We start from the raw sequence: 21,551 nt of genomic DNA on the forward strand, positions 1-21,551 counted from the left end.
GGGCTTCGCACAGGCCGCCGGGGGCCCGCCGGCCGCCTTCCCCTCCGGCCCTTCCCCGCCGGCCGCCTTCCCCCCCACCCGGTCGCCTCGGCGCGCACCAGGTCGTCCCGCCCGCACCCCGGGCAGGTGTGGTTCGTGGAATTCATGTGTCCCCCCGTTGCCGGTCTGCCTACGGTGACCGCATGCTGACACGTCTCGAGTCCTACTACGACTCCGTTCCCCGGTCCGCCGCCCGCGCCGAGGACTTCGGGCCGCTCACCCTCTTCGTGCGGGAGGGGACGGGCTGGCCGTACTACGCACGGCCGGCGCTCGGGCACACCGGCGCGGTGGACGTCGGGGCGGTCGACGCCGTCCGCGCGCGACAGCGGGAGCTGGGGATCCCCGAGGCCTTCGAATGGGTCGCGGAGACGACGCCGGGCCTGCGGGCGGCGGTCGAGGCGAGCGGCCTCGTGGTCCACGCACACCCCCTGATGGTCCTGACCGACGACGCGGACGCGCTCCCGTCCCCGCCGCGGGACGTCACCGTCCGCATGGTGGGTTCCGCCGACCCCGCCCTGGAGAGCGCGGTGGCAGCCCCGTACGCCGCCTTCGGCGCGGCTCCGGCGCCCGGTGCCGCCGCCCAGGTCGCGGCGCGCATCGACGCGGGCCTCACCCGGCTCGCCGCCGCCTTCGACTCCTCCGGTACCGCGCTCGCGGCGGGCCAGCACCAACCGGTCGGCCCGGTCACCGAGGTCGTCGGCGTCGGCACCCGCCCGGAGTCCCGCCGCCGCGGCCTGGGCCTCGCGGTCACCGCCGCCCTCGTCGAGGACGCCCGCGCCCAGGGCGTCGCGACGGTCTTCCTCACCGCCTCGGACGACTCGGTGGCCCGCCTCTACGCCCGCCTGGGCTTCCGCACGGTCGGCACGGCCCTGATCGCGGAACCGGCGGAGCAGCCGGCGTAGCTCCCACGGCGACGGGCCGTCCCGGGAGGAGGCGTCCGGGAGAGGTCGTCCGGGAGAGGGCCCCGGAAGCGGTCACACTCCGGCCGCGCGCTCCGCCGGGCGTAACCGGACGCCCGGGGTCCGCGTTGGTGCGGCATGAAGAAGATGCTCACCACCGCCGCCCTGACCGGTCTCGCCCTGGCCGGCGGGCTCGCCGCCGCCGGGACCGCCGCCGCCGACACCGGGGGCGCGAACCTGCCCTCCGTCGTGCCGCTGAGCGGCGTCCTCGCCCCGAAGGCGAAGCCGGCGTCCGCCGCGCAGATGCCCGCCGCCAACCAGCTGGTGGAGGGCCTGCTGCCGGGACAGCACTGAGCCGGGCCGGGCACGGAGATGACGAGGTGGCGGGACCCCCCACGGGCCCGCCACCTCGCCGCTGTCCCTCACCGGTCGTCGATCAGTCCTCGACGACCAGCGACGGGGTCTCCTTGGTGAGCACCTCGCCCCGGAAGAACGCGGGGCTCCTGCGCTGCATCACCAGCATGATCACCACGCCGAGCAGCAGCAGCCCGACGCCGATGACGAAGACCGAGCCGACGCCGAACACCGCGGAGCCGGAGCCGTAGGCCGGGTCCCACATGTCGTACAGCGTCTTGGCGAAGACCGCCGCCAGGAGCAGGCCGCCGACCAGCGGGAACAGGCCCTTGAAGGCCAGGTCGCGGAAGGACGAGGTCAGCTCGCGGCGGAAGTACCAGACGCAGGCGAACGCGGTCAGCGCGTAGTAGAAGCAGATCATCAGGCCGAGCGCGTAGATCGTGTCGACCAGGACGTGCTCGCTGAGCAGGGTCATCACCGTGTAGAAGACCCCGGTCGCGACGCCGGCCACGATCGTGGCCCTGCCGGGGGTCCTGAAGCGCGGGTGGACCGCGGCGTACGAGGCGGGCAGGGCCTCGTAGGAGGACATCGCCAGGACCGTGCGGGCCACCGGGATGAAGGTGGTCTGCAGGCTGGCCGTCGCCGAGGCGAGGACTGCGACGAAGAGCAGGATGCCGAGGGCGGGGCCCATGACGGGGCCGGCGAGGGCGGCGAAGACGTTGTCGGAGGTCTCCGGGTTGCCGAGGCCGAGGCCCGTGTCGCCGGAGCCGACGACCATCTGGGCGGCGATGCCGGTGGCGAGGTACGAGCCGACGAGGACGAGCATCGCGACGAGGGCGGCGCGGCCGGGCGTCCTGGCCGAGCCGGTGGTCTCCTCGTTGGCGGTCAGGCAGGCGTCCCAGCCCCAGTACATGAAGATCGACAGCGAGAGTCCGGCGGTGAACGCGGCGAAGGACTGCACCGCGAAGGGGTTCATCCAGGACCAGGAGAAGTCGACCGAGGTCTCGAAGGAGCCGGCCTTCGACAGCGCCATCCCGACGAAGACGGCGAGGACGAGCAGCTGGAGGCCGACGAGGGCGTACTGCACGCCCTTGGTGGCGGTCATGCCGCGGTAGCTGATGGCGGTCGCGACGGCGATGAGCACGAGACACGTGACGATGTGGACGGCCTTGTCGTCGTCCAGGGCGGCGATCGAGGGACTGCCGGTGACCTCGCCCGCGAGGAGCCAGAAGTACGAGGTGGCGACGCCGGCCAGGTTGGAGAGCACGATGATCGTGGCGATCACCAGGCCCCAGCCGCACATCCAGCCGACCCTGGGCCCGAAGGCCTTCACGGTCCAGGTGAAGGAGGTGCCGCAGTCCGGCATGACCTTGTTGAGCTCGCGGTACGCGAACGCGACGAGGAGCATCGGCAGGAAGCCCGCGAGGAAGACGGCGGGCATCTGCAGGCCGACCTCGCCCGCGGTGGAGCCGAGCGTGGACGTCAGGCAGTAGACGGGAGCGACGGTGGAGATGCCGATGACGGCGCTGCCGAGGAGGCCCACGGAATCGCCGCCGAGGCCCTTGGCCCGCATGCCGCCGTTGTCGCCCGGGGTGGGGACGCCCCTTACCGTGTCTCCGGCCTGGGGCCGTACATCCACCTGAGTCATGAACAGGACGTTAAATGCTGCGGTTTCCACATCCGGAGGTTGGAACTCCGCTCATCTGATCACCCACCGCCTTGCAATGCGAGGTGAAAACCGGACACTCACCAATGATTGAAAGATCGACTATTACCGTCGGTTGCACGATGGGGTGCCACCTCGGCGAGTGTCCGATATGCGGGAACCGCAGCCATGTCCCGAATGTCCGATTCCAAAATTTCCCGAGGAATTTTCGGGAGGCATCTCACCCCGGCCAGACGACCGCCTGCAGCTCGCTGTACGCGTGCAGCGCGTACGAGCCGACGTCCCGTCCCACACCGCTCTTCTTGAAGCCGCCGAACGGCGCCTCCATGTTCCGGCCGATCGTGTTGATCCCGACCCCGCCGGCCCGCAGCCGACCCGCGATGCGGAATGCGCGGGCCACGTCCCCGGACCACACGTAGTCGATCAGTCCGTAGTCGCTGTCGTTCGCGAGCGCGACGCCCTCCTCCTCGTCGTCGAAGGGGACGACCACGACCACCGGGCCGAAGATCTCCTCCCGGACCACCCGCATCTCGTGGGTGCAGTCCGCCAGCAGCGTCGGCGCCACGTAGAAGCCGCGGTCGAGGCCCGGTCCGGCCGGCCGCTCGCCGCCCACGACGACCCGCGCCCCCTCCTTGCGCCCCAGCTCGACGTACGACTCCACCCGGTCGCGGTGGGCCGCCGAGATCACCGGTCCGACCACCGTGCCCTGCGCCGCCGGGTCGCCGACCCTGAGGAAGCCGGCGTAGGCGGCCAGCTTCCCGACCAGCCGCTCGTAGATCCCGCGCTGGGCCAGGACCCGGGTCGGCGCCGTGCAGATCTGCCCGCTGTAGAAGGAGAAGGTCGTCCCGATCCCCGTCACGGCCGCGTCCAGGTCCGCGTCGTCGAAGACCAGCGCCGCGCCCTTGCCGCCCAGCTCCATGAGCTGCCGCTTCAGCTGCCGCCCGCACACCTCGCCGATGGCCTGCCCGACCGCCGTGGAGCCGGTGAAGGAGACCATGTCGACCGCGGGGGCGTCCACGGCCGCCTCGCCCACCGCGGGCGCGGAGCCGGTGACCACGTTCACCACCCCGGCCGGAACGCCCGCCTCCTCCAGGGCACGGGTCATCGCGAAGACGGACAGCGGGTCCTGCGGAGCGGGCTTCACCACGACCGTGTTGCCCATGGCCAGCGCCGGGGCGATCTTGCCGGCCGGATTGGCCCAGGGGTTGTTGTAGGAGGTGATGCAGGTGACCACGCCCACCGGGCGCCGCACCGCCACCGCGCCGAATACCCCGGCCCGGCCCATCGGACCGGCCTCGTTGATCTGCGGCGGCAGCGCCTGCTCGACCGGCTCCAGGGCGCCGCGCGCGTAGCGCCGGAAACGGGCGGAGCCGACGGCGACCTGCATCCCGCGGGCGGTCGCGGTGGTGGCGCCCGTCTCGGCGCGGGCGAGCGCGGTGTTGCGCTCGGCGTCCCGGGCCATGAGGTCCGCGGCCCGGTCCAGGATCGCGGCCCGCTCCTCCGGCTTCGTCCGCGACCAGCTCGCGAACGCCTCACGGGCCGCCTCGGCCGCCTCGTACACCTGGGCGCGGGAGGCCTCGGGGGCGTACCCGACGACCTCCTCGGTGGCGGGGTCGACGACGGGGTAGTGCCCGCCGTCGGGCTCGACCCACTCCCCTCCCACGTAGAGGCGCTCCGTGATCCCGTCGTTCCCCGGCCGCGTCATCGCGTGCTCACCGTCCTCGTGTCGCGGCCCGAGCGCAGCACCCGGCCCGGGATCGCGCCTGTCACCTCGTCGTCCCGCACCGTCTCCACCCCGTTGACCCGCACCGACACGATCCCGGTCGCGCGCGAGTCGAGCCGGGGGCTGCCGCCCGGCAGGTCGTGCACGAGGGTCGCCGGGCCGGCGTCGATCCGCTCGGGGTCGAAGAGCACCAGGTCGGCGTGGAAGCCCTCGGTGATCCGGCCGCGCTCGCGCAGCCCGAAGAGCCGGGCCGGGTCGTCGCTGAGCATCCGCACGGCCTGCTCCAGCGGGACCAGCCGGCGGCCCCGCAGGCAGTCGCCGAGGAAGCGGGTGGTGTACGGCGCGCCGCACATCCGGTCGAGGTGCGCCCCCGCGTCGGAGCCGCCGAGCAGCACGTCCTCGTGCTGCCAGGTCTCCCGGCGCAGCGCCCAGGAGGCCGGGTCGTTGTCGGTGGGCATGGGCCACAGGACGGTGCGCAGGTCGTCGTTGGCGCAGATCTCGACGAGGCACTGGAAGGCGTCCTGGCCGCGCTCGGCGGCGATGTCGTCCACGACCCGGCCGGTGAGGCCCTCGTTCTCCGCGGAGTACGTGTCCCCGATGACGTAGCGGCCGAACCTCGCCAGCCGCCGGAAGACGCCGGCCTCCTTGGAGTCGGCGCGGCGCAGCATCCCGGCGCGCACGTCGGGGTCGCGGAGCTTCGCGATCCGCTCGGGCACGGGCAGTCCGAGGATCCCGCCCCAGCCGGGGATGAGGTTGAGGGCGCAGAAGCTGCCGAGGGACATGTTCATGGGGGTGAGGATCGGCATGGTGAGCGCGACGATCCGGCCGCCGGACTTGCGGGCCCGCTCGGAGGCGAGGAGCTGACGGGGGACGCGTTCGGGGACGGCGGCGTCGATGGTGAGGACGTTCCAGTTGAGGGGGCGGCCGGCGGCCGCGCTCATCTCGACGAAGAGGTCGATCTCGGCGTCGGAGAACTGGTCGAGGCAGCCCGCCAGGATGGCCTCGATCTGGGTGCCCTCGTGCTCGCCGACGGCCCGGGACAGGGCGATCAGCTCGGCGGGGGCGGCGTGCCGGGAGGCGACGGGGGCGCCGTCGCCGTCGGAGTGCGTGGCCGACTGGGTGGTGGAGAGCCCCCAGGCCCCGGCGCCCATGGCGTCCTTGAGGAGCGCGACCATCCGGTCCAGCTGCTCGGGGGTCGGCTGCCCGCCGACGGCGTCGGCGCCCATGACGTACCTCCGCAGGGCGCAGTGCCCCACCATGAAGCCGGCGTTGACGGCGATCCGCCCTTCGAGGGCGTCGAGGTACTCGGCGAAGGAGGACCAGGACCAGTCGACGCCCTCCTCCAGGGCGGCCAGCGCCATGCCCTCGACCCTGGACATCATGCGGCGCGTGTAGTCGGCGTCCTCGGGCCGGTCCGGGTGGAGGGGGGCGAGGGTGAAGCCGCAGTTGCCGCCGGCGACGGTGGTGACGCCGTGGTTCATCGACGGGGTGGCGTACGGGTCCCAGAACAGCTGGGCGTCGTAATGGGTGTGCGGGTCGACGAAGCCGGGGGCGAGCACCAGGCCGGTGGCGTCCTCGCTGCCGCGGGCCTCCTCGGTGACGGTGCCGGGCGCGCCGATCACGGCGATCCGCCCGCCGCGCAGACCGACGTCGGCGGTGAAGGCGGGGGCGCCGGTTCCGTCCACGACGGTCGCGCCCCTGATGAGGTGGTCGAGCATGGGGTCCCTTTCTGCGGGTGTGCGGCAGGGCCTGTCCGGCGGGCCGGGCCGGTGCGGCCCCGGCCCGGCCCGCCGGACAGGCCCTGGGGTGTCGCGTCGGTTGCCGGACCGGGGCTCGGCGTCGGTGGGTGCGGCGGCCGCACGGCGGTGGAGGAGGGGCGGGGCCGCGGCCGGGGCGGGGCGGGGCGGCCGCAGAGGCGCGTGCCGGGCCGCGCGGGCCGGGCCGCGCGTGGCCGGCGGGATCGGCGGGATCGGCGGGATCGGCGGGACACCGTTCGAGGGCCCCGGACCGGAGGCCGCCGTTCGAGGGCCCCGGACCGGAGGCCGCCGTTCGAGGGCCCCGGATCGGTGGCCGCCGTTCGAGGGCCCCGGACCGGAGGCCGCCGTTCGAGGGCCCCGGACCGGAGGCCGCCGCGGAAACGGTCTCCGGCCGGGGCCGGTACGGGGCGGCGGTCCGGGAAGACACCGCCCCGTGCTCCGGTGCGGGGCCCGGGGCCCCGGGCTCAGCTCCCCGCGGACTGCCGGAAGCGGGTGGTGCGGTGGACCGGGTCGGTGTCGATCTCGGGGATCACGTGCTCGCCGATCAGCCTGATCGAGTTCATCGTGTCCTCGTAGGAGATGCCGATCGGCAGGCCGAAGGACAGCTGGTCGGCGCCCGCCTGCTCCCAGCGCTTGCACTGGGCCAGCACCTCCGACGGGTCGCCGCAGATCATCAGCTCCTCGGCGATGAGGAGTTCGATGATCTCGGCCGAGTACTCCGGCAGGAGTTCGGGCCACTCGGGGATGCCCTCGGGCCGCGGGAAAGTGTCGTGGTAGCGGAAGAGCAGCGACTGGAGGTAGTTGAGGCCGCCGCCGACGGCGATCTCGACCGCCTTGTCGTGGGTCTCGGCGCAGATCGCGGTGGAGGTCACCATGACGTTGTCGTTGACGAAGTCGCCGACCGCCCTGGCCTCCTTGATCGCCGCCTTGTACGACTCGACGACCCACTCCATGTCGGAGACCTTCTGCACGCTGAAGCCCAGGACGCCGAGGCCCTTCCTGCCGGCCATCGCGTACGAGGCCGGGGAGCCGGCGGCGTACCACATGGCCGGGTGGGACCTGCCGTACGGCTTGGGGAGGACCTTGCGGGGCGGCAGGGACCAGTGCTTGCCCTGGAAGCCCTCGTACTCCTCCTGGAGCCACATCTTGGGGAACTCGGCGATCGTCTCCTCCCAGATCTCCTTGGTGTGGTTCATGTCGGTGATGCCCGGCATGAATCCGAGGATCTCGTGGGAGCCGGCGCCCCGGCCGGAGCCGAACTCGAAGCGTCCGCCGGAGAGGTGGTCGAGCATGGCGACCTTCTCGGCGACCTTCACCGGGTGGTTGACGGGCGCGAGCGGGTTGAAGATGCCGGAGCCGAGGTGGATGCGCTCGGTGGCGTGGGCGAGGTAGCCGAGGTAGACGTCGTTGGCGGAGAGGTGGGAGTACTCCTCCAGGAAGTGGTGCTCCGAGGCCCAGGCGTACTTGAAGTTCGACCGGTCCGCCTGGATGACGTACTCGGTCTCCTCCATGAGCGCCTTGTGCTCGGCCTCGGGATCGGTCTCGGCGCGCTTGCCGACGTATCCCTGCACGAAGATCCCGAATTCCAAGGAAGTTCACCGCCCCTTGTTCATTTTCTGACGTACCGTCAGATTCGCTGATGTGCCCGACTGTCGCACCGCGCGTCGGCGCGGTCAATACCTGATGGCGCGTCAGAAGAGCTTGACGCCCGCCAGCCAGCCGCCGTCGATCACGAACGGCTGCCCGGTGACGTACGAGGAGTCCTCCGCCGTCAGGAAGAGCGCGAGGGCGGCGACCTCCTCGGGCCGCCCGATCCGCCCGAGCGGCACGAGGTTCCGGTACAGCTCGGCCGTCGCCCCGGGATCCACGCCCTCCGGATTGCTCATCGCGGTGTCGATGGCCCCCGGGCAGACCGCGTTGACCCGGATGCCCTTCCCGGCCAGCTCCACGGCCGCGACCCGGGTGAGCCCCAGGACGGCGTGCTTGCTCGCCGCGTAGGCGCCGACCCCGGCCATGCCGGTGACGCCCGTGTACGAGGCGGTGTTGACGATGGTGCCGCCGCCCGCCGCCTCGATCTCGGGCGCCACGGACCTGATGCCCAGGAAGCAGCCCACCTGGTTGACCTGGACGATCGCCTGGAACTCGTCCAGCGGCGTCGACACCAGCTCGTTGAAGCGCAGGATGCCCGCGTTGTTGACCAGGCCGTCGATGTGCCCGAAGCGCTCCCTGGCGGCGGCCACGGCGGCCGCCCAGTCCGCCTCGCTGGTCACGTCGAGGTGGACGTAGGCCGCCCGCTCCTCCCCCAGTTCCTTCGCGAGCGTCTCCCCCGGGCCGTCGAGCACGTCCGCCAGGACCACCCGCGCCCCCTCCGCGGCGAACAGCCGCGCCTCCTGCTCGCCCTGCCCGCGCGCCGCGCCCGTGATGACGACGACGCGCCCGTCCAGCTTGCCCATGTGCGTACTCCTCGGGTCCGGGGGTGCGCGGGTGTGGCGTGCGGCGGCGCGGCACCCCGGGGCGCGCCGCCGCGTGCCGGTCGCGCACGGCTACAGGTGCGGGGCCACCTCGGCCGCGAAGGCGCCCATCTGGTCGGTGAGTTCGTTCCGGCTCCGGGAACGGAAGCGCACCTGGATCTGGTCCACGCCCATCTCGCCGTAGGCCCGCAGGGACTCGGCGAGCGCCTGCGGCTTGCCGCTCAGGGTGCGCCGGCCCGCGTCCCAGCCCGGCTCGCCGACGTACAGCGCCTCGGTGATCGCGCCGACGGTGATCGGCGCCACGATCCCGGCCTCCTCGCGCAGCCGCCGCAGCGTGACGATCTGCCCGGCGAGCCGGTCGCGCGGATCGCCCTGCGGCAGCCAGCCGTCGCCCTTGAGCGCGGCCCGGCGCACGGCGGCGGGCGAGGAGCCGCCGACCCAGACGGGCACCCGCTGCTGCGCGGGACGCGGCCGCTGGCCGAGGTCCCGGAAGGAGAAGCGCTCGCCGTGGTGCTCCGGGAACTCCTCCGGCCCGAGCGCCGCCCGCAGCGCGTCGATCGTCTCGTCGAGCACGCCGCCGCGCCCGGCGAAGTCCGCCCCGACCGCCTCGAACTCCTCCCGCACGTGCCCGGCCCCCACCCCGAGGACCAGCCGGCCCCCGGAGAGGTGGTCGAGGGTGGCGTACGCCTTGGCCGTCACGAGCGGATGCCGCAGCCCCACCACGGCGACGTGCGACAGCAGCCGGACCCGCCCGGTGGCCGCCGCGAGGTACGCCAGGGTGGCCACCGGGTCGTACCAGACGGTGCTCATCGCCCCGGCCAGGCGGCGCGGGATGGCCACGTGGTCGCAGCTCGCGACGTAGTCGAAGCCGTGCACCTCGGCGGCACGGGCCACGGCGAGCAGGTCGGCGGGCCCGGCGGCGGCCTCCCAGCTCTCGGCGTAGAGCGCGCTCTGGGACTGGACGGGCAGCTGCATCCCGTAGACCACCATGGGGGACCTCCCTGTATCTGACGCACCGTCATATAGCGTGGGCGGGCCCATGCTCGTACCTGACGGCCCATCAGGCAAGGGGCGGGGGGGCCGCCGGGCGAGCGACCCCGGGGCGCGTCGGCACGCCCAGGGGCGGGCCGGGCGGGCCGGGCGGACCGGGCACGCCAGGTCGGCGCGGGGAGCACCGGAGCGCCTCGGCCGTGGACCCGGTCATCGCCGCCAGCGCGGCCCGTCACGGCCCGACCGTCCGCCACGACGACGCCCCCCACCGCACTGTCGCCCGGCACGCGGCCGGCCCGAGCGGGCACAGCGTCCACGACGTCCGGCCACGGCCCGGGCGAGGCCGCGACCGCGGGCCGGCCGGGGCCTCGCGCCGGGGATCCGGTCAGGGGCGCCAGAGGCCGTCCTCCGTCAGCCCCAGCAGGTCGATCGCGTTGCCGCGCACGATCCGCTCGACGACGTCCGGCGCGAGGTGGCCCATCTGGGCCTCGCCGACCTCACGGGAAGCGGGCCAGGTGGAGTCCGAGTGCGGGTAGTCGGTCTCGTACAGCACGTTCCCGGCCCCGATGGCGTCCAGGTTCCTCAGCCCGAAGGCGTCGTCGAAGAAGCAGCCGTAGACGTGCTCGGCGAACAGCTCCGACGGCGGGCGCAGCACCTTCTCGGCCACGCCGCCCCAGCCGCGGTTCTCCTCCCACACGACGTCGGCGCGTTCCAGGATGTACGGGATCCAGCCGATCTGGCCCTCCGCGTACATGATCCGCAGGTTCGGGAAGCGCTCGAAAGCGCCGCTCATCAGCCAGTCGACCATCGAGAAGCAGCAGTTGGCGAAGGTGATGGTGGAGCCGACGGCCGGCGGGGCGTCGGCCGAGGTGGACGGCATCCTGCTGGACGAGCCGATGTGCATGGCGACGACGGTGCCGGTCTCGTCGCAGGCGCGCAGGAAGGGGTCCCAGTGGTCGGTGTGGACCGAGGGGAGCCCGAGGTGCGGCGGGATCTCGGAGAAGGCGACGGCCCGGACCCCGCGGGCGGCGTTGCGCCGCACCTCGGCGGCGGCGAGCCCGGGATCCCACAGCGGGACGAGGGTCAGCGGGATCAGCCGGCCGCGGGCCTCGGGGCCGCACCACTCCTCGACCATCCAGTCGTTGTAGGCCCGCACGCCGAGGAGACCGAGTTCACGATCGGCGGCTTCTGTGAAGGTCTGTCCACAGAATCGGGGGAAGGTCGGGAAGCAGAGGGCCGACTGGACGTGGTTGACGTCCATGTCGGCGAGCCGCTCGGGCACGGAGTACGAACCGGGCCGCATCTGCTCGTAGGTGATGACCTCCAGGCGGATCTCGTCACGGTCGTAGCCGACGGCGGTGTCGAGCCGGGTGAGGGGGCGGTGCAGGTCCTCGTAGACCCACCAGTCACCCATGGGGCCTTCGTCCCCTTTGGCACCCATCACAGGGGCGAACTTTCCCCCCAGAAAGGTCATTTCCTTCAGGGGCGCGCGGACGATCCGGGGACCGGTGTCGCGATAGCGGGACGGGAGCCGGTCCTGCCAGACGTGCGGGGGCTCCACGGTGTGGTCGTCCACCGAGATGATCTTGGGGAAGCTCTCCATGCGCTTCACGGTAGCGCCGATCTGACGATCCGTCAGCTATGGTGCGGGCGGACCGCCCCGGCACCGCGCGGAGACGGGCCGGGAACCGCCGACCCGATGCTGACGCGCGCCCTCCGGACAAGGCAGACTGTCTTGGGCGAAACCAGCGGTACGGGCAGGGGGAGCTAATGGACCGTGAGAACGGGCCGCGCGTTCCGGAGCAGCGGACTCCGGCAACGGGCCCCGGCGGAACCGGCACCGAGCCGGCCGCCGCACCACGTTCGGGCACGCCCACGACGGGCGCCGAGCGGGGCTCGGTGACGCCCGGAGACGTGGCCGGGTCCGGCGACCGCCTGCGCTTCGGGGTGCTCGGGCCCGTGCGGGCCGCCCGGGGCGGACAGGCCCTGCCCACCGGTTCGCCGCAGCAGCGCGCCCTCCTCGCCGCCCTCCTCCTGCGCGACGGCCGCACCGCCACCGCCGCCGAACTCATCGACGCCATCTGGGGCGAGGAGTCGCCCTCCCAGGCCCTGGCCGCCGTCCGCACCTACGCCTCCCGGCTGCGCAAGATCCTCGACCCCGGCGTCCTCGTCAGCGAGTCCGGCGGCTACGCCATCCGCGCCGGGGCCGACGGCACCGGCGCCGCCCTCGACCTCGCCGAGGCCCACGAACTCGCCGCCGAGGCGGAGAAGCTGCGCGCCGCCGGACAGCGCGGTGCCGCGCGCGAGCGCCTGAGCGAGGCACTCGCCCTGTGGGACGGCGAGGCGCTCGCCTCCGTACCCGGCCCGTACGCCGAGAACCAGCGCACCCGCCTGGAGGAGTGGCGGCTCCAGCTCCTGGAGAGCCGCCTCGACCTCGACCTGGAGGTCGGCGCGCACGCCGAGGCGGTCTCCGAACTGACCGCGCTTACCGCCGCGCACCCGCTGCGCGAACGCCTGCGCGAGCTGCTGATGCTCGCCCTCTACCGCTCCGGCCGGCAGGCGGAGGCGCTCGCCGTCTACGCCGACACCCGCCGCCTCCTCGCCGACGAACTGGGCGTCGACCCCACACCCGAACTGTCCCGGCTCCAGCAGCGCATCCTCCAGGCGGACGCCGAACTCGCCCGCCCGGTCGAGGAACAGGCCCCGGCCGCCGCGCAGGTCGCCCGCCCCGCCCAGCTCCCGGCGACCGTGCCGGACTTCACGGGCCGCTCCGCCTTCGTGCGCGAGCTCGGCGACCGGCTCGCCACCGCCGAGGGCTCCGTCATGGCCGTCTCGGCATTGGCCGGCATCGGCGGCGTCGGCAAGACCACGCTCGCCGTGCACGTCGCCCACGAGGCCCGGCCGCACTTCCCCGACGGACAGCTGTACGTCGACCTCCAGGGCGCGGGCTCGCGCGCGGCGGCCCCGGAGACGGTCCTCGGCGCGTTCCTGCGCGCCCTCGGCACCCCCGACTCCGCGATCCCGGACTCCCTCGACGAGCGGGCGGCGCTCTACCGCTCGACGCTCGACGGACGCCGGGTCCTGGTCCTGCTCGACAACGCCCGCGACGCCGCCCAGATCCGCCCGCTGCTGCCCGGCACGGCGGGCTGCGCGGCCCTGGTGACCAGCCGGATCCGCATGCTCGACCTGGCGGGGGCGCACCTGGTGGACCTGGACGTGATGTCCCCGGAGGAGGCGCTCCAGCTCTTCACCCGGATCGTGGGCGAGGAGCGGGTCAGGGCCGAGCGGGAGGCGGCCCTGGACGTGGTCGCGGCCTGCGGCTTCCTTCCGCTGGCCATCCGCATCGCCGCGTCGCGCCTGGCCGCGCGCCGCACGTGGACGGTCTCGGTACTGGCCGCCAAGCTCGCCGACGAGCGGCGCCGCCTGGACGAGCTGCAGGCCGGCGACCTCGCCGTCAAGGCCACCTTCGAACTCGGCTACGGCCAGCTGGAACCGGCCCAGGCCCGCGCCTTCCGCCTGCTCGGCCTCGCCGACGGCCCGGACATCTCCCTGAAGGCGGCCGCGGCCGTCCTGGACCTGCCGGAGTGGGAGACCGAGGACCTCCTGGAGGCCCTCGTCGACACCTCGCTCCTGGAGTCCGCGGCCCCCGGCCGCTACCGCTACCACGACCTGGTCCGGCTCTACGCGCGTGCGTGCGCCGAGCGGGACGAGCAGCCGCCCGTGGAGCGCGACCTGGCCCTCTCCCGGCTCCTCGACTTCTACCTGGCGACGGCCTCCCGGGTCTACGCCATCGAGCGCCCCGGCGACCGGCTCGTCGACCACCTGGAGCCCACCCACTACGAGGGCCTCACCTTCACCGACCGCCACACCGCCCAGGACTGGCTCTACGCCGAGGCCAACTGCCTCCTCGCCTGCGTCCGCCAGTCGGCGACGACCCCGGGAACGCTGCGGCGAGCGGTGGACCTGCTGTGGGCGGCGCTGGACCTGGGCGAGTCGGGTGCCAACGCGAAGGAGTTCGAGGCCGTGGGCTGCTTCGTCCGCGACGCGGCGCGGGACCACGGCGACCCGCGCGCCCAGGGCCGGGCGCTGATGGCGCTGGCGGGCGTGCACCACACCGCGGGCCGCTTCAGCGAGGCCGACCGGGACGCCGAGCTGGCCCTGCCGCACGCGGACGCGGCCGACGACCCGCTGCCCGCCTGCTGGTCCGCGAACGCCCGGGGCATCATCGCGCTCTACCAGAACCGCTTCGAGGAGGGCAAGGTGCACCTCGCCCACGCCATCGAGCGGTTCCGCGGCATCGGCGACCGCCCCGGCGAAGCGAGCGCCCTGTGCAACCTGTCCCGTATCCAGCTGGCGATGGGCCGCACGGCACAGGCGATCGAACTCGCCGAGGAGGGCACGCGGATCTACGACTCGATGGGCCACTCGCTGCGCGGCGCCAACGGACGGTACGCGCTGGGCCTCGCGCTGACCGAGGCCAAGCAGCTCGGTGCCGCCGTCGACCGGCTGCGCGAGGCCCTGGAGGTCTTCCGGGACAGCCGTCAGCGGCTGTGGGAGGGCATGACCCTGTTCCGTCTGTCGGAGGTGGACATCGCGGCACGGCGGCACGCCCAGGCGGCCTCCAACGCCGAGATGGCGCTCACCGTCCTCCGGGGCATCGGCGGCGAGTGGCGGCGCGGGAACGTGCTGACCGTGCTCGGGCGGGCCCTCCACGGGATCGGCCAGTCGGGGCGTGCCCAGGTCTGCTGGCAGGAGGCCCTCGACATCTTCGAGTCGCTCGGGTCACCGGAGGCGGCCGAGGTCCGCCGGCTGCTGGCGCCCATCGCGGCCGCGTGACCCGGCCACTCCTCCACGGCCTGCACGTTCATCGTTCGTTTATCGCCGACCGGCAGGATTCTTCTTGTCGATCCGTCGCGTCGGGGGGCAGACGGGTCATCGACACCGCCGTCACTCCGGGCAACTAGGGTGAGCGGCCAAGCGCGGTCCGCCCGGCTGGTCACGGGGGAGCGGCCGGACGGATCGCGCCGGATCCCATTCATGACATGCAGGAGTTGACGAGATGAGCAACCCGATCGAGAAGGACGCGGTCGTGAAGCCCCAGGACATGCACGCCACGGGCGGCACCGAGGGCGAGATCACCACCAAGGACATGCACGCCACGTCCGAGCCGGCGATCGACGCCATCACCAAGAAGGTCAAGGGCACCGGCGCGGGCGAGATCACCACCATGGACATGCACGCCACGTCCGAGCCGCTCAACTAAGCCACACGCCACGGGGACGGTTCCGGAGACGCCATCGGGGGAGTCGCCGGGACCGAGCGGGGCGGACGGAGCGCGGGTTCGGGGGCGCCCGAGAGGACCGGGGGGAAATCCCGGGCGAGGGCCCGCACGCTTCGCACGACCCCAGGAGGAGGGGCCGGGCATCAGCCCGGCCCCTCCTTCATGTCCCGGGCCGGGGGAATCGGCCGCCGGACGCGGTGGTGCACCGACCTGACGAAGTAGGCGACGGCGCCTCGCACTCGCGTTCGACGTGGGTCAGGATCGATCACGTCCGGTACGGCAGGTGGTGGGGACCGCCCGTCGTGCCCCGGGCGAGGCACGCCATGCGCGCGCAGGGGGGAGGGCCCGGGCCGGTGCACACCGGTCCGGGCCCTTTGGCGTACGGGGTGGGGGCGGGCGGGGGCCGGGCTCCGTCAGGCCCGGTCGCGCAGGGCGCCCTTCACCACCTTGCCGCTCGCGTTCCGCGGCAGCTCCGCCACGAACTCCACCTCACGCGGGACCTTGTAGTTCGCCATCTCCCGCCGCGACCAGGCGATCAGGTCGTCCGCCGTCACGCGCGCGCCCGGCCGGCGGACGGCGAAGGCCTTGCCGACCTCGCCGAGGCGCGGGTCCGGGATGCCGATGACGGCGACGTCGGCGATCTCCGGGTGCAGACCCAGGAGCTGTTCGATCTCCGCCGGGTAGGCGTTGAAGCCGCCGACGATGAACATGTCCTTGATCCGGTCGGTGATGCGGAGGTTGCCCGCCCCGTCGAGGACGCCCACGTCGCCGGTGTGCAGCCACCCGTCCGCGTCGATCGCGGCCGCCGTCGCCTCCGCGTCCTCGAAGTAGCCCGTCATCACGTTCGGGCCCCTGACCAGGACCTCGCCCTCGGTGGAGAGCCGGACCTCCGTGCCGGGGATCGCGCGGCCCGAGGTGCGCGCCACGACGTCCGGCGCGTCCCCGCGGCGGCACATCGTCACGATGCCGCTCGCCTCCGACAGGCCGTAGGCCGTGAGGACCGTGGCCACCCCCAGTTCCCCGCGCAGGCGCTCGACCAGCCGCAGGGGCACCACGGCGGCGCCCGTCACGACCAGCCGGAGGGTGGACAGGTCGTGGGCGGACCGGGCGGGGTGGTCGAGCAGGGACTGGTGGAGGGTCGGCGGGCCCGGGAGGACCGAGATGCGCTCGGCGGCGACGTTCGCGAGGACGGTGTCCACGTTGAAGACCGGTTGCGGGACCATCACCGCGCCGCGCAGCAGACAGGCGATGACGCCGGCCTTGTAGCCGAAGGTGTGGAAGAACGGGTTCACGATCAGATAGCGGTCGCCCTCGCGCAGGCCTGCCAGGTCGCTCCAGATCTCGTAGCAGCGCAGGGTCTGCCCGTGCGTGATCACCGCGCCCTTGGGGCGGCCGGTCGTCCCCGAGGTGTAGACGAGGTCCGAGGGGTCGCCGGGGGCGATCGACGCGGCGCGGGCACGCACCTCGTCCGCCCGCACCGCGTCCCCTTCCGCCAGGAAGGACTTCCAGGTCACGTACCCCGGCTCGTCCGGCGCCGTGTCGCCGAACACCACCACCTTCTCCAGGTGCGGCAGTTCCGCCTCCGCGCGCCGCAGCGAGGCCACGTACGAGGTGCCGAGGAAGGTGCCGGTCACGAAGAGCAGGCGGGCCCGCGAGCGCGCCAGGACGTCCGCCGCCTCGGTGCCCTTGAAGCGGGTGTTGAGGGGGACCAGCACCGCGCCCGCCGTCACCGCGCCGAGCGCCGAGACGATCCAGTCCAGGGTGTTGGGCGCCCAGATCGCGACCCGGTCGCCCGCCCGCACGCCCGTGGCGAGGCACGCGGCCGCCGCCCGCTCGACGCGGGCGCCGAGTTCGGCGTACGAGACGCGGGTGCGGCCCTCGACGACCGCCTCCCCCGGCCCGTACCGCTCGGCCGCCGCGCGCACCAACTCCGGTATCGAGCCGTACTCCATCGCCCGTCCCCTCCGCCGCCGGAATCCCCGTAGCTGACTATCCGTCAGATTAGCTGTAGCCTGACGCGCTGTCAGCAACGTGGCGCACCGAGGGGGACGACGTGCTCAAGGACCGCACAGCCATCGTCGGCATAGGCCAGACACCCTTTGCGAAACACCTCCCGGAGTCCGAGAAGACGCTCGCCTGCCGGGCGATCCTCGCCGCTCTCGACGACGCCGGGATCGATCCCTCCGAGGTCGACGCCTTCGCCTCGTACACGATGGAGGAGACCGACGAGGTGGAGGTGGCCAAGGCCATCGGCGCCGGCGACGTCACCTTCTTCTCCAGGGTCGGCTACGGCGGCGGCGGTTCCTGCGCCACCGTCGGACACCTCGCCGCCGCCATCGCCACCGGGCAGGCGAGCGTGGGGGTGGCCTGGCGGTCCCGGAAGCGCGGCTCGGGACCGAGGCCCTGGAAGAACACCACCGTCCAGCTGCCGACCCCCGGCCAGTGGACCCGCCCCTTCGGACTCGTCCGGCCCGCCGACGAGATCGCCATGCTCGCCCGCCGCTACATGCACGAGTACGGGGCCACCCGCGACCACCTCTTCAACGTGGCCCTCGCCTGCCGCAACCGGGCCAACCAGAACCCGGCGGCGATCATGTACGAACGCCCGCTGACCCGCGAGATGTACATGACCTCCCGCTGGATCAGCGAACCCCTCTGCCTCTTCGACAACTGCCTGGAGACCGACGGCGCGCTGGCCTGCGTCGTCGTCTCCGCCGAGCGGGCCCGCGACTGCCGGCAGAAGCCCGTCTACGTCCACGCCGCCGCCCAGGGCCTGCCCGCCCAGCACCACGGCATGGTCAACTACTGGAACGACGACCCGCTGTCCGGACCGGCCTGGACCGCCGCCCGCCACCTGTGGAAGAACGCCGACCTCGGCCCCGAGGACGTCGACGTCGCCCAGATCTACGACGCCTTCACCCCGCTCGTCCCGCTCTCCCTGGAGGGCTACGGCTTCTGCGGCCGCGGCGAGGGCGGCGCGTTCACCGAGGGCGGCGCCCTGGAGATCGGCGGCCGGCTCCCGATCAACACCGGGGGCGGCGGACTCTCCGAGGCCTACGTCCACGGCTTCAACCTCGTCAACGAGGGCGTGAAGCAGCTCCGCGGCGTCTCCACCGCCCAGGTCCCGAACGCCGCCGCCTGCCTCGTCACCGCCGGCGAGGGCGTCCCCACGTCCGCGATCCTGCTCCGAGCCTGAGAAGGAGGGCCCCATGGGCCTGCTCACACCCGTCATCGACGAGGACGGCGCCCCGTTCTGGGAGTACGCCGCCCGGGGCGAACTGCGCGTCCAGGCCTGCGCCGCCCCCGACTGCGGCGAGCTCCGCTTCCCGCCCCGCCCCTGCTGCCCGCACTGCCGGTCCTTCGACAGCACCTGGCGCCCGATGTCCGGGCGCGGCCGGATCTGGTCCTTCGTGCTCCCGCACCCACCGCTGCTGCCCGACTACGCCGCCCAGGCCCCGTACAACGCGGTCCTCGTCGAACTCGCCGACGCCCCCCGCATCCGCCTCGCGGGCAACGTCGTCGCCGCCCCCGGCGCGCCCCTCAACTCCGTCGACCCGGCCCGGCTGCGCATCGGCGCGGCCGTGAAGGTCGCCTTCACCACGATCGACGGCGTCACCGTGCCCCGCTGGCTCCTGGAGCGCGCGTGACCGTCCGCGTCGAGCGGGACAAGGAGCACGGGATCGCCGTCGTCACCCTCGACCGGCCCGACCGGCACAACGCGATCACCCTGGACATGGCCCGGCTGCTCGGCGAGGCCTGGCGGGGCTTCCGCCACGAGGACGAGGTGCGGGCGATCGTCGTCACCGGCGCCGGCGGACGGGCCTTCTGCACCGGCATCGACCGCGCCGCCGCCGGGCAGGTGCCCCAGCCCTCCTCCCCGTACACGATCGACGACCCCCTCGTCGCCATCGGGCCCAAGGCCAACGACCTGTGGAAACCGGTCGTCGCGGCCGTCGAGGGCATGGCCTGCGGCGGCGCCTTCTACCTGCTCGGCGAGGCGGAGTTCCTCGTCGCCGGCGAGGGCGCCGCGTTCTTCGACCCGCACACCGCCTACGGCATGGTCAGCGCCTTCGAGACCATCCACATGGCGCAGCGGATGCCCTTCGGCGAGGTCGCCCGGATGGCGCTCATGGGCACCGCCGAGCGGATCTCCGCGCGGCGGGCGTACGAGACCGGGCTCGTCAGCGAACTCACCCCGGCGGGTGAGGCGCTGGCGGCCGCACGCCACGCCGCCACGGTGATCGCCGGCTACCCGACGGAGGCCGTCCAGGGGACCGTCCGGGCCCTGTGGTCGGCCAAGGAGGCCGCCCGCGCCCAGGCCCTCGCCCACGCGCCGCACCTGGTGGCGCTCGGCAACCTGCCGCCGGAGCGGCAGGCCGAGCTCTTCACCGGGCGGCGCGGGAGCGGGGGCTTCCGGCTGCGCTGAGACGGGGCGGGGCGGCCCGCGTCAGGCGCTGGTGCGGGAGGCGAAGGAGACCTCGCAGCGGGTGTACTCGGAGCCGTTGCCGGAGCCGGTGTACGGGGTGGTCGCCTCGGCGGACTTCGAGGCGCCGCCCTCCACCCGCAGGTCCTCGACCTGGGCCAGTGCGAGGTCGACGCTCTTGCCGGCGGCGCCCTTGAACTGCAGGGTGACGTCGTAGAGGTACGCCGAGGAGTCGCTGTTGGAGACGGTCACCTTGGCGACCAGCTGCTTGCCGTCCGCGCTGAGCGCGCACTCGTCGATCTTGACGTCGCGCGAGGCACGGTCCCTCGACGAGCCGCCGACGCCGCTGACGCTGCCCGAGGAGCTGCCGGAGCTGCCGTCGGAGCCGCTGCTGGAGTGGCTGGAGCTGCCGCCGGAACCGGATCCGTGGCCGCCGCCGCAGCTCGCGCCGTGGGAGCCGCGGGCGCCGGTGAGGGCGACGACGGCGAGACCGAGAACGGCGATGGCACGGACATGACGAAGCTTCACGCTTCAACCCCCGTTGAGTGTGTGCGAGTGCATAGAGAAGCCCGTCCCCCGAGAGGATTGACAGGCGCACGACACCCTACTGGACGGTGACCGACTCGATCTCACACCGCTCGACCTGACCGACCCTGCCCGGCGCCCGCATGGGGACGTCGACGACCTCGGACGCGTAGCCGTCGACGGACACCACGGCCTCGGCCCGGTCCACCTCCGTGCCGCCCGCCGTCTCGAACTCCACGACCACCCTGAACGTGCGCGCGTACGAGGCACGCGAGACGACCTTCACCGTGGTGGTGGTGTCGGCCCTGCGGGCCGGCTTGCCCTTGCGCTTCTTCTGCGCCGCCCGGACGCAGTCCACGACGAAGGCCTCGACGTCCGGGGTCGGGGACGCGGACGTGGTCGGAGCCGGGGTGTACGGGGAGTCGTCCGAGCCCGAACCGCCCGAGCCGGAGGAGTCCTCGTCGTCGTAGTCGTGGTTGTTCTTCCTGGAGCTGGAGCAGCCGCCCCCGCCGTCGCTCTTGCTCTTGCCCGACCGGCTGCTGCTCTTGCCGCTGCCGTGGCCGCCGCTGCCGCTCGTCTGGAATCCGGTCAGCGCGAGCACCACCACCGTGAGCGTCGCCGCGAGCTTCAGCCTCGTGCGGACCATCGCCGTTCCCCCGTCCATCCGTCCCGATCGCGAACGCTGCCTGCCTCGTGCGCACGTCACCCTAGCGCCGCCCGGCCGTCACATGGCGGGCCCCCCGCACCCGGCGTAGCGTCGTGACCGGGAGCCGGACCGTAAGGAGGCCCGCGGTGATCCGCAACATCGTCGGCTCGGTCCTGGCACTCGCCGGAGCGACGGCCGCCGTATGGAGCCCCTTCCGTGCCTGGTACGACGGCCGTCACGGAAGCACCTACGGCATCGAGGACCTCTTCACCGGCATCACCGACGCCAGGGCCGAGGTGATCGCCTCGATCCTGCTGCCCTTCGCCTTCGCCGCCGTCCTCACCCTCGTCGGGGTCGTGCTGCGCTCCCGCCTGCTCGTCGCCCTGGCCGGGCTCGTCGTGCTCGGCTTCACCGTCCTGTGGATGGTGCGCGTCGGACAGGCCGAGGACGGCCTGAGCGTCGGCTCCACCGGCAACGGCCTCGACGACGGCGTCGGCCTGGCCTTCGGCGGCGGGGTGCTGCTGATCGCCGGCGCGGTCGTCATGTCCGGCCGCGGCCGGCACGCCACCCGGGTGGACGGGGGCCCCGCGGCCCCGCGCCCGGCGGTCGGCGGCCCGCCCCCGGAGCAGGCACCGCCGCCCGGGACCGCGCCACCCCCGTCCTCGGACGTGCCCTGGGAACCCGGGCGCGACGAGACGCCGCCGCCCCCGGGACACCGGGCCTAGGCCGCCGGGCCCCGGGACGGAGCACGGCCGCCGGGCCCGTCCTCGGACCGGG

General features: G+C 73.5%; 18 protein-coding genes. 8 read left to right on the forward strand and 10 right to left on the reverse strand.

From position 1 onward, the window contains the following. The first annotated feature begins 182 nt into the window (after positions 1-182). Positions 183-941, forward strand: a complete 759-nt coding sequence (locus ACGF1Z_RS31510; protein WP_393009453.1) for a GNAT family N-acetyltransferase — start codon at positions 183-185, stop codon at positions 939-941. A 135-nt stretch (positions 942-1,076) separates the two neighbouring features. Continuing rightward, positions 1,077-1,292 carry a hypothetical protein gene (locus ACGF1Z_RS31515; RefSeq protein WP_393009454.1) on the forward strand — a complete coding sequence of 72 codons (216 nt, stop codon included), beginning with the start codon at positions 1,077-1,079 and terminating at the stop codon, positions 1,290-1,292. 82 nt (positions 1,293-1,374) lie between these two features. Here the strand turns inward: ACGF1Z_RS31515 and ACGF1Z_RS31520 are convergent, their stop codons facing one another. The 7 genes from ACGF1Z_RS31520 to ACGF1Z_RS31550 form a co-directional block, all read right to left on the reverse strand. Beyond that, the gene (locus ACGF1Z_RS31520; protein WP_393009455.1) at positions 1,375-2,940 is read right to left on the reverse strand and encodes an APC family permease; all 1,566 of its coding nucleotides are present in this window, start codon (positions 2,938-2,940) and stop codon (positions 1,375-1,377) included. Positions 2,941-3,178: 238 nt separating this feature from the next. Beyond that, positions 3,179-4,663 carry an aldehyde dehydrogenase family protein gene (locus tag ACGF1Z_RS31525; RefSeq protein WP_393009456.1) on the reverse strand — a complete coding sequence of 495 codons (1,485 nt, stop codon included), beginning with the start codon at positions 4,661-4,663 and terminating at the stop codon, positions 3,179-3,181. After that, entirely contained in the window at positions 4,660-6,399 is a 1,740-nt protein-coding gene (locus ACGF1Z_RS31530; RefSeq protein WP_393009457.1) for an amidohydrolase family protein, read from the reverse strand. The genes ACGF1Z_RS31525 and ACGF1Z_RS31530 overlap by 4 nt, the downstream gene beginning before the upstream one ends. 503 nt (positions 6,400-6,902) lie before the next feature. Further along, entirely contained in the window at positions 6,903-8,027 is a 1,125-nt protein-coding gene (locus ACGF1Z_RS31535; RefSeq protein ID WP_393009458.1) for an LLM class flavin-dependent oxidoreductase, read from the reverse strand. A 102-nt stretch (positions 8,028-8,129) separates the two neighbouring features. Then, positions 8,130-8,891, reverse strand: coding sequence for an SDR family NAD(P)-dependent oxidoreductase (locus ACGF1Z_RS31540; protein WP_393009459.1), 762 nt, complete (start codon positions 8,889-8,891; stop codon positions 8,130-8,132). 90 nt (positions 8,892-8,981) lie between these two features. Beyond that, positions 8,982-9,899 (reverse strand): TIGR03619 family F420-dependent LLM class oxidoreductase, encoded by a 918-nt coding sequence (locus tag ACGF1Z_RS31545; protein WP_393009460.1) that lies wholly within the window; start codon positions 9,897-9,899, stop codon positions 8,982-8,984. A gap of 385 nt (positions 9,900-10,284) precedes the next feature. Then, the gene (locus ACGF1Z_RS31550) at positions 10,285-11,502 is read right to left on the reverse strand and encodes an amidohydrolase family protein (protein WP_393009461.1); all 1,218 of its coding nucleotides are present in this window, start codon (positions 11,500-11,502) and stop codon (positions 10,285-10,287) included. Positions 11,503-11,669: 167 nt separating this feature from the next. Between ACGF1Z_RS31550 and ACGF1Z_RS31555 the strand changes: the two genes are divergently transcribed. Further along, entirely contained in the window at positions 11,670-14,735 is a 3,066-nt protein-coding gene (locus ACGF1Z_RS31555) for a BTAD domain-containing putative transcriptional regulator (RefSeq protein WP_393009462.1), read from the forward strand. 223 nt (positions 14,736-14,958) lie between these two features. Continuing rightward, a complete protein-coding gene (locus ACGF1Z_RS31560; protein WP_393009463.1) occupies positions 14,959-15,162 on the forward strand; it encodes a hypothetical protein in 204 nt (67 codons plus the stop codon). 431 nt (positions 15,163-15,593) lie between these two features. Here ACGF1Z_RS31560 and ACGF1Z_RS31565 read toward each other — a convergent pair whose 3' ends face one another. After that, the gene (locus ACGF1Z_RS31565) at positions 15,594-17,132 is read right to left on the reverse strand and encodes a FadD3 family acyl-CoA ligase (RefSeq protein WP_393009464.1); all 1,539 of its coding nucleotides are present in this window, start codon (positions 17,130-17,132) and stop codon (positions 15,594-15,596) included. Positions 17,133-17,233: 101 nt separating this feature from the next. Here ACGF1Z_RS31565 and ACGF1Z_RS31570 point away from each other — a divergent pair, with 101 nt between their 5' ends. Genes ACGF1Z_RS31570 through ACGF1Z_RS31580 form a run of 3 tightly spaced genes read left to right on the forward strand, consistent with a single transcriptional unit; the run spans position 17,234 to position 19,606 of the window. Then, positions 17,234-18,376 carry a lipid-transfer protein gene (locus ACGF1Z_RS31570; RefSeq protein ID WP_393009465.1) on the forward strand — a complete coding sequence of 381 codons (1,143 nt, stop codon included), beginning with the start codon at positions 17,234-17,236 and terminating at the stop codon, positions 18,374-18,376. A gap of 13 nt (positions 18,377-18,389) precedes the next feature. Next, a complete protein-coding gene (locus ACGF1Z_RS31575) occupies positions 18,390-18,827 on the forward strand; it encodes a Zn-ribbon domain-containing OB-fold protein (protein ID WP_393009466.1) in 438 nt (145 codons plus the stop codon). After that, a complete protein-coding gene (locus ACGF1Z_RS31580; RefSeq protein ID WP_393009467.1) occupies positions 18,824-19,606 on the forward strand; it encodes an enoyl-CoA hydratase/isomerase family protein in 783 nt (260 codons plus the stop codon). Before ACGF1Z_RS31575 ends, ACGF1Z_RS31580 begins: the two co-directional genes overlap by 4 nt. Before the next feature lie 21 nt (positions 19,607-19,627). Here ACGF1Z_RS31580 and ACGF1Z_RS31585 read toward each other — a convergent pair whose 3' ends face one another. Beyond that, positions 19,628-20,131 (reverse strand): hypothetical protein, encoded by a 504-nt coding sequence (locus ACGF1Z_RS31585; protein WP_393009468.1) that lies wholly within the window; start codon positions 20,129-20,131, stop codon positions 19,628-19,630. Between the two features lie 76 nt (positions 20,132-20,207). After that, a complete protein-coding gene (locus ACGF1Z_RS31590) occupies positions 20,208-20,774 on the reverse strand; it encodes a hypothetical protein (protein ID WP_393009469.1) in 567 nt (188 codons plus the stop codon). A gap of 146 nt (positions 20,775-20,920) precedes the next feature. On the opposite strand from ACGF1Z_RS31590, the gene ACGF1Z_RS31595 reads away from it, so the two are divergent. Then, positions 20,921-21,499: a hypothetical protein gene (locus ACGF1Z_RS31595; protein WP_393009470.1), complete on the forward strand. Its 579-nt coding sequence runs from the start codon at positions 20,921-20,923 to the stop codon at positions 21,497-21,499. The last annotated feature ends 52 nt before the right edge of the window (positions 21,500-21,551 follow it).

The organism is Streptomyces sp. NPDC048018 (assembly GCF_043202995.1).
GTDB lineage: Bacteria > Actinomycetota > Actinomycetes > Streptomycetales > Streptomycetaceae > Streptomyces.

Bases quoted from the DNA above. Each gene is read 5' to 3' on its own strand.
- ACGF1Z_RS31525 (WP_393009456.1), bottom strand. From the start codon at position 4,663: ATGACGCGGCCGGGGAACGACGGGATCACGGAGCGCCTCTACGTGGGA.
- ACGF1Z_RS31540 (WP_393009459.1), bottom strand. From the start codon at position 8,891: ATGGGCAAGCTGGACGGGCGCGTCGTCGTCATCACGGGCGCGGCGCGC.
- ACGF1Z_RS31545 (WP_393009460.1), bottom strand. From the start codon at position 9,899: ATGGTGGTCTACGGGATGCAGCTGCCCGTCCAGTCCCAGAGCGCGCTC.
- ACGF1Z_RS31510 (WP_393009453.1), top strand. From the start codon at position 183: ATGCTGACACGTCTCGAGTCCTACTACGACTCCGTTCCCCGGTCCGCC.
- ACGF1Z_RS31560 (WP_393009463.1), top strand. From the start codon at position 14,959: ATGAGCAACCCGATCGAGAAGGACGCGGTCGTGAAGCCCCAGGACATG.
- ACGF1Z_RS31550 (WP_393009461.1), bottom strand. From the start codon at position 11,502: ATGGAGAGCTTCCCCAAGATCATCTCGGTGGACGACCACACCGTGGAG.
- ACGF1Z_RS31555 (WP_393009462.1), top strand. From the start codon at position 11,670: ATGGACCGTGAGAACGGGCCGCGCGTTCCGGAGCAGCGGACTCCGGCA.
- ACGF1Z_RS31520 (WP_393009455.1), bottom strand. From the start codon at position 2,940: ATGACTCAGGTGGATGTACGGCCCCAGGCCGGAGACACGGTAAGGGGC.
- ACGF1Z_RS31575 (WP_393009466.1), top strand. From the start codon at position 18,390: ATGGGCCTGCTCACACCCGTCATCGACGAGGACGGCGCCCCGTTCTGG.
- ACGF1Z_RS31530 (WP_393009457.1), bottom strand. From the start codon at position 6,399: ATGCTCGACCACCTCATCAGGGGCGCGACCGTCGTGGACGGAACCGGC.
- ACGF1Z_RS31590 (WP_393009469.1), bottom strand. From the start codon at position 20,774: ATGGTCCGCACGAGGCTGAAGCTCGCGGCGACGCTCACGGTGGTGGTG.
- ACGF1Z_RS31515 (WP_393009454.1), top strand. From the start codon at position 1,077: ATGAAGAAGATGCTCACCACCGCCGCCCTGACCGGTCTCGCCCTGGCC.
- ACGF1Z_RS31565 (WP_393009464.1), bottom strand. From the start codon at position 17,132: ATGGAGTACGGCTCGATACCGGAGTTGGTGCGCGCGGCGGCCGAGCGG.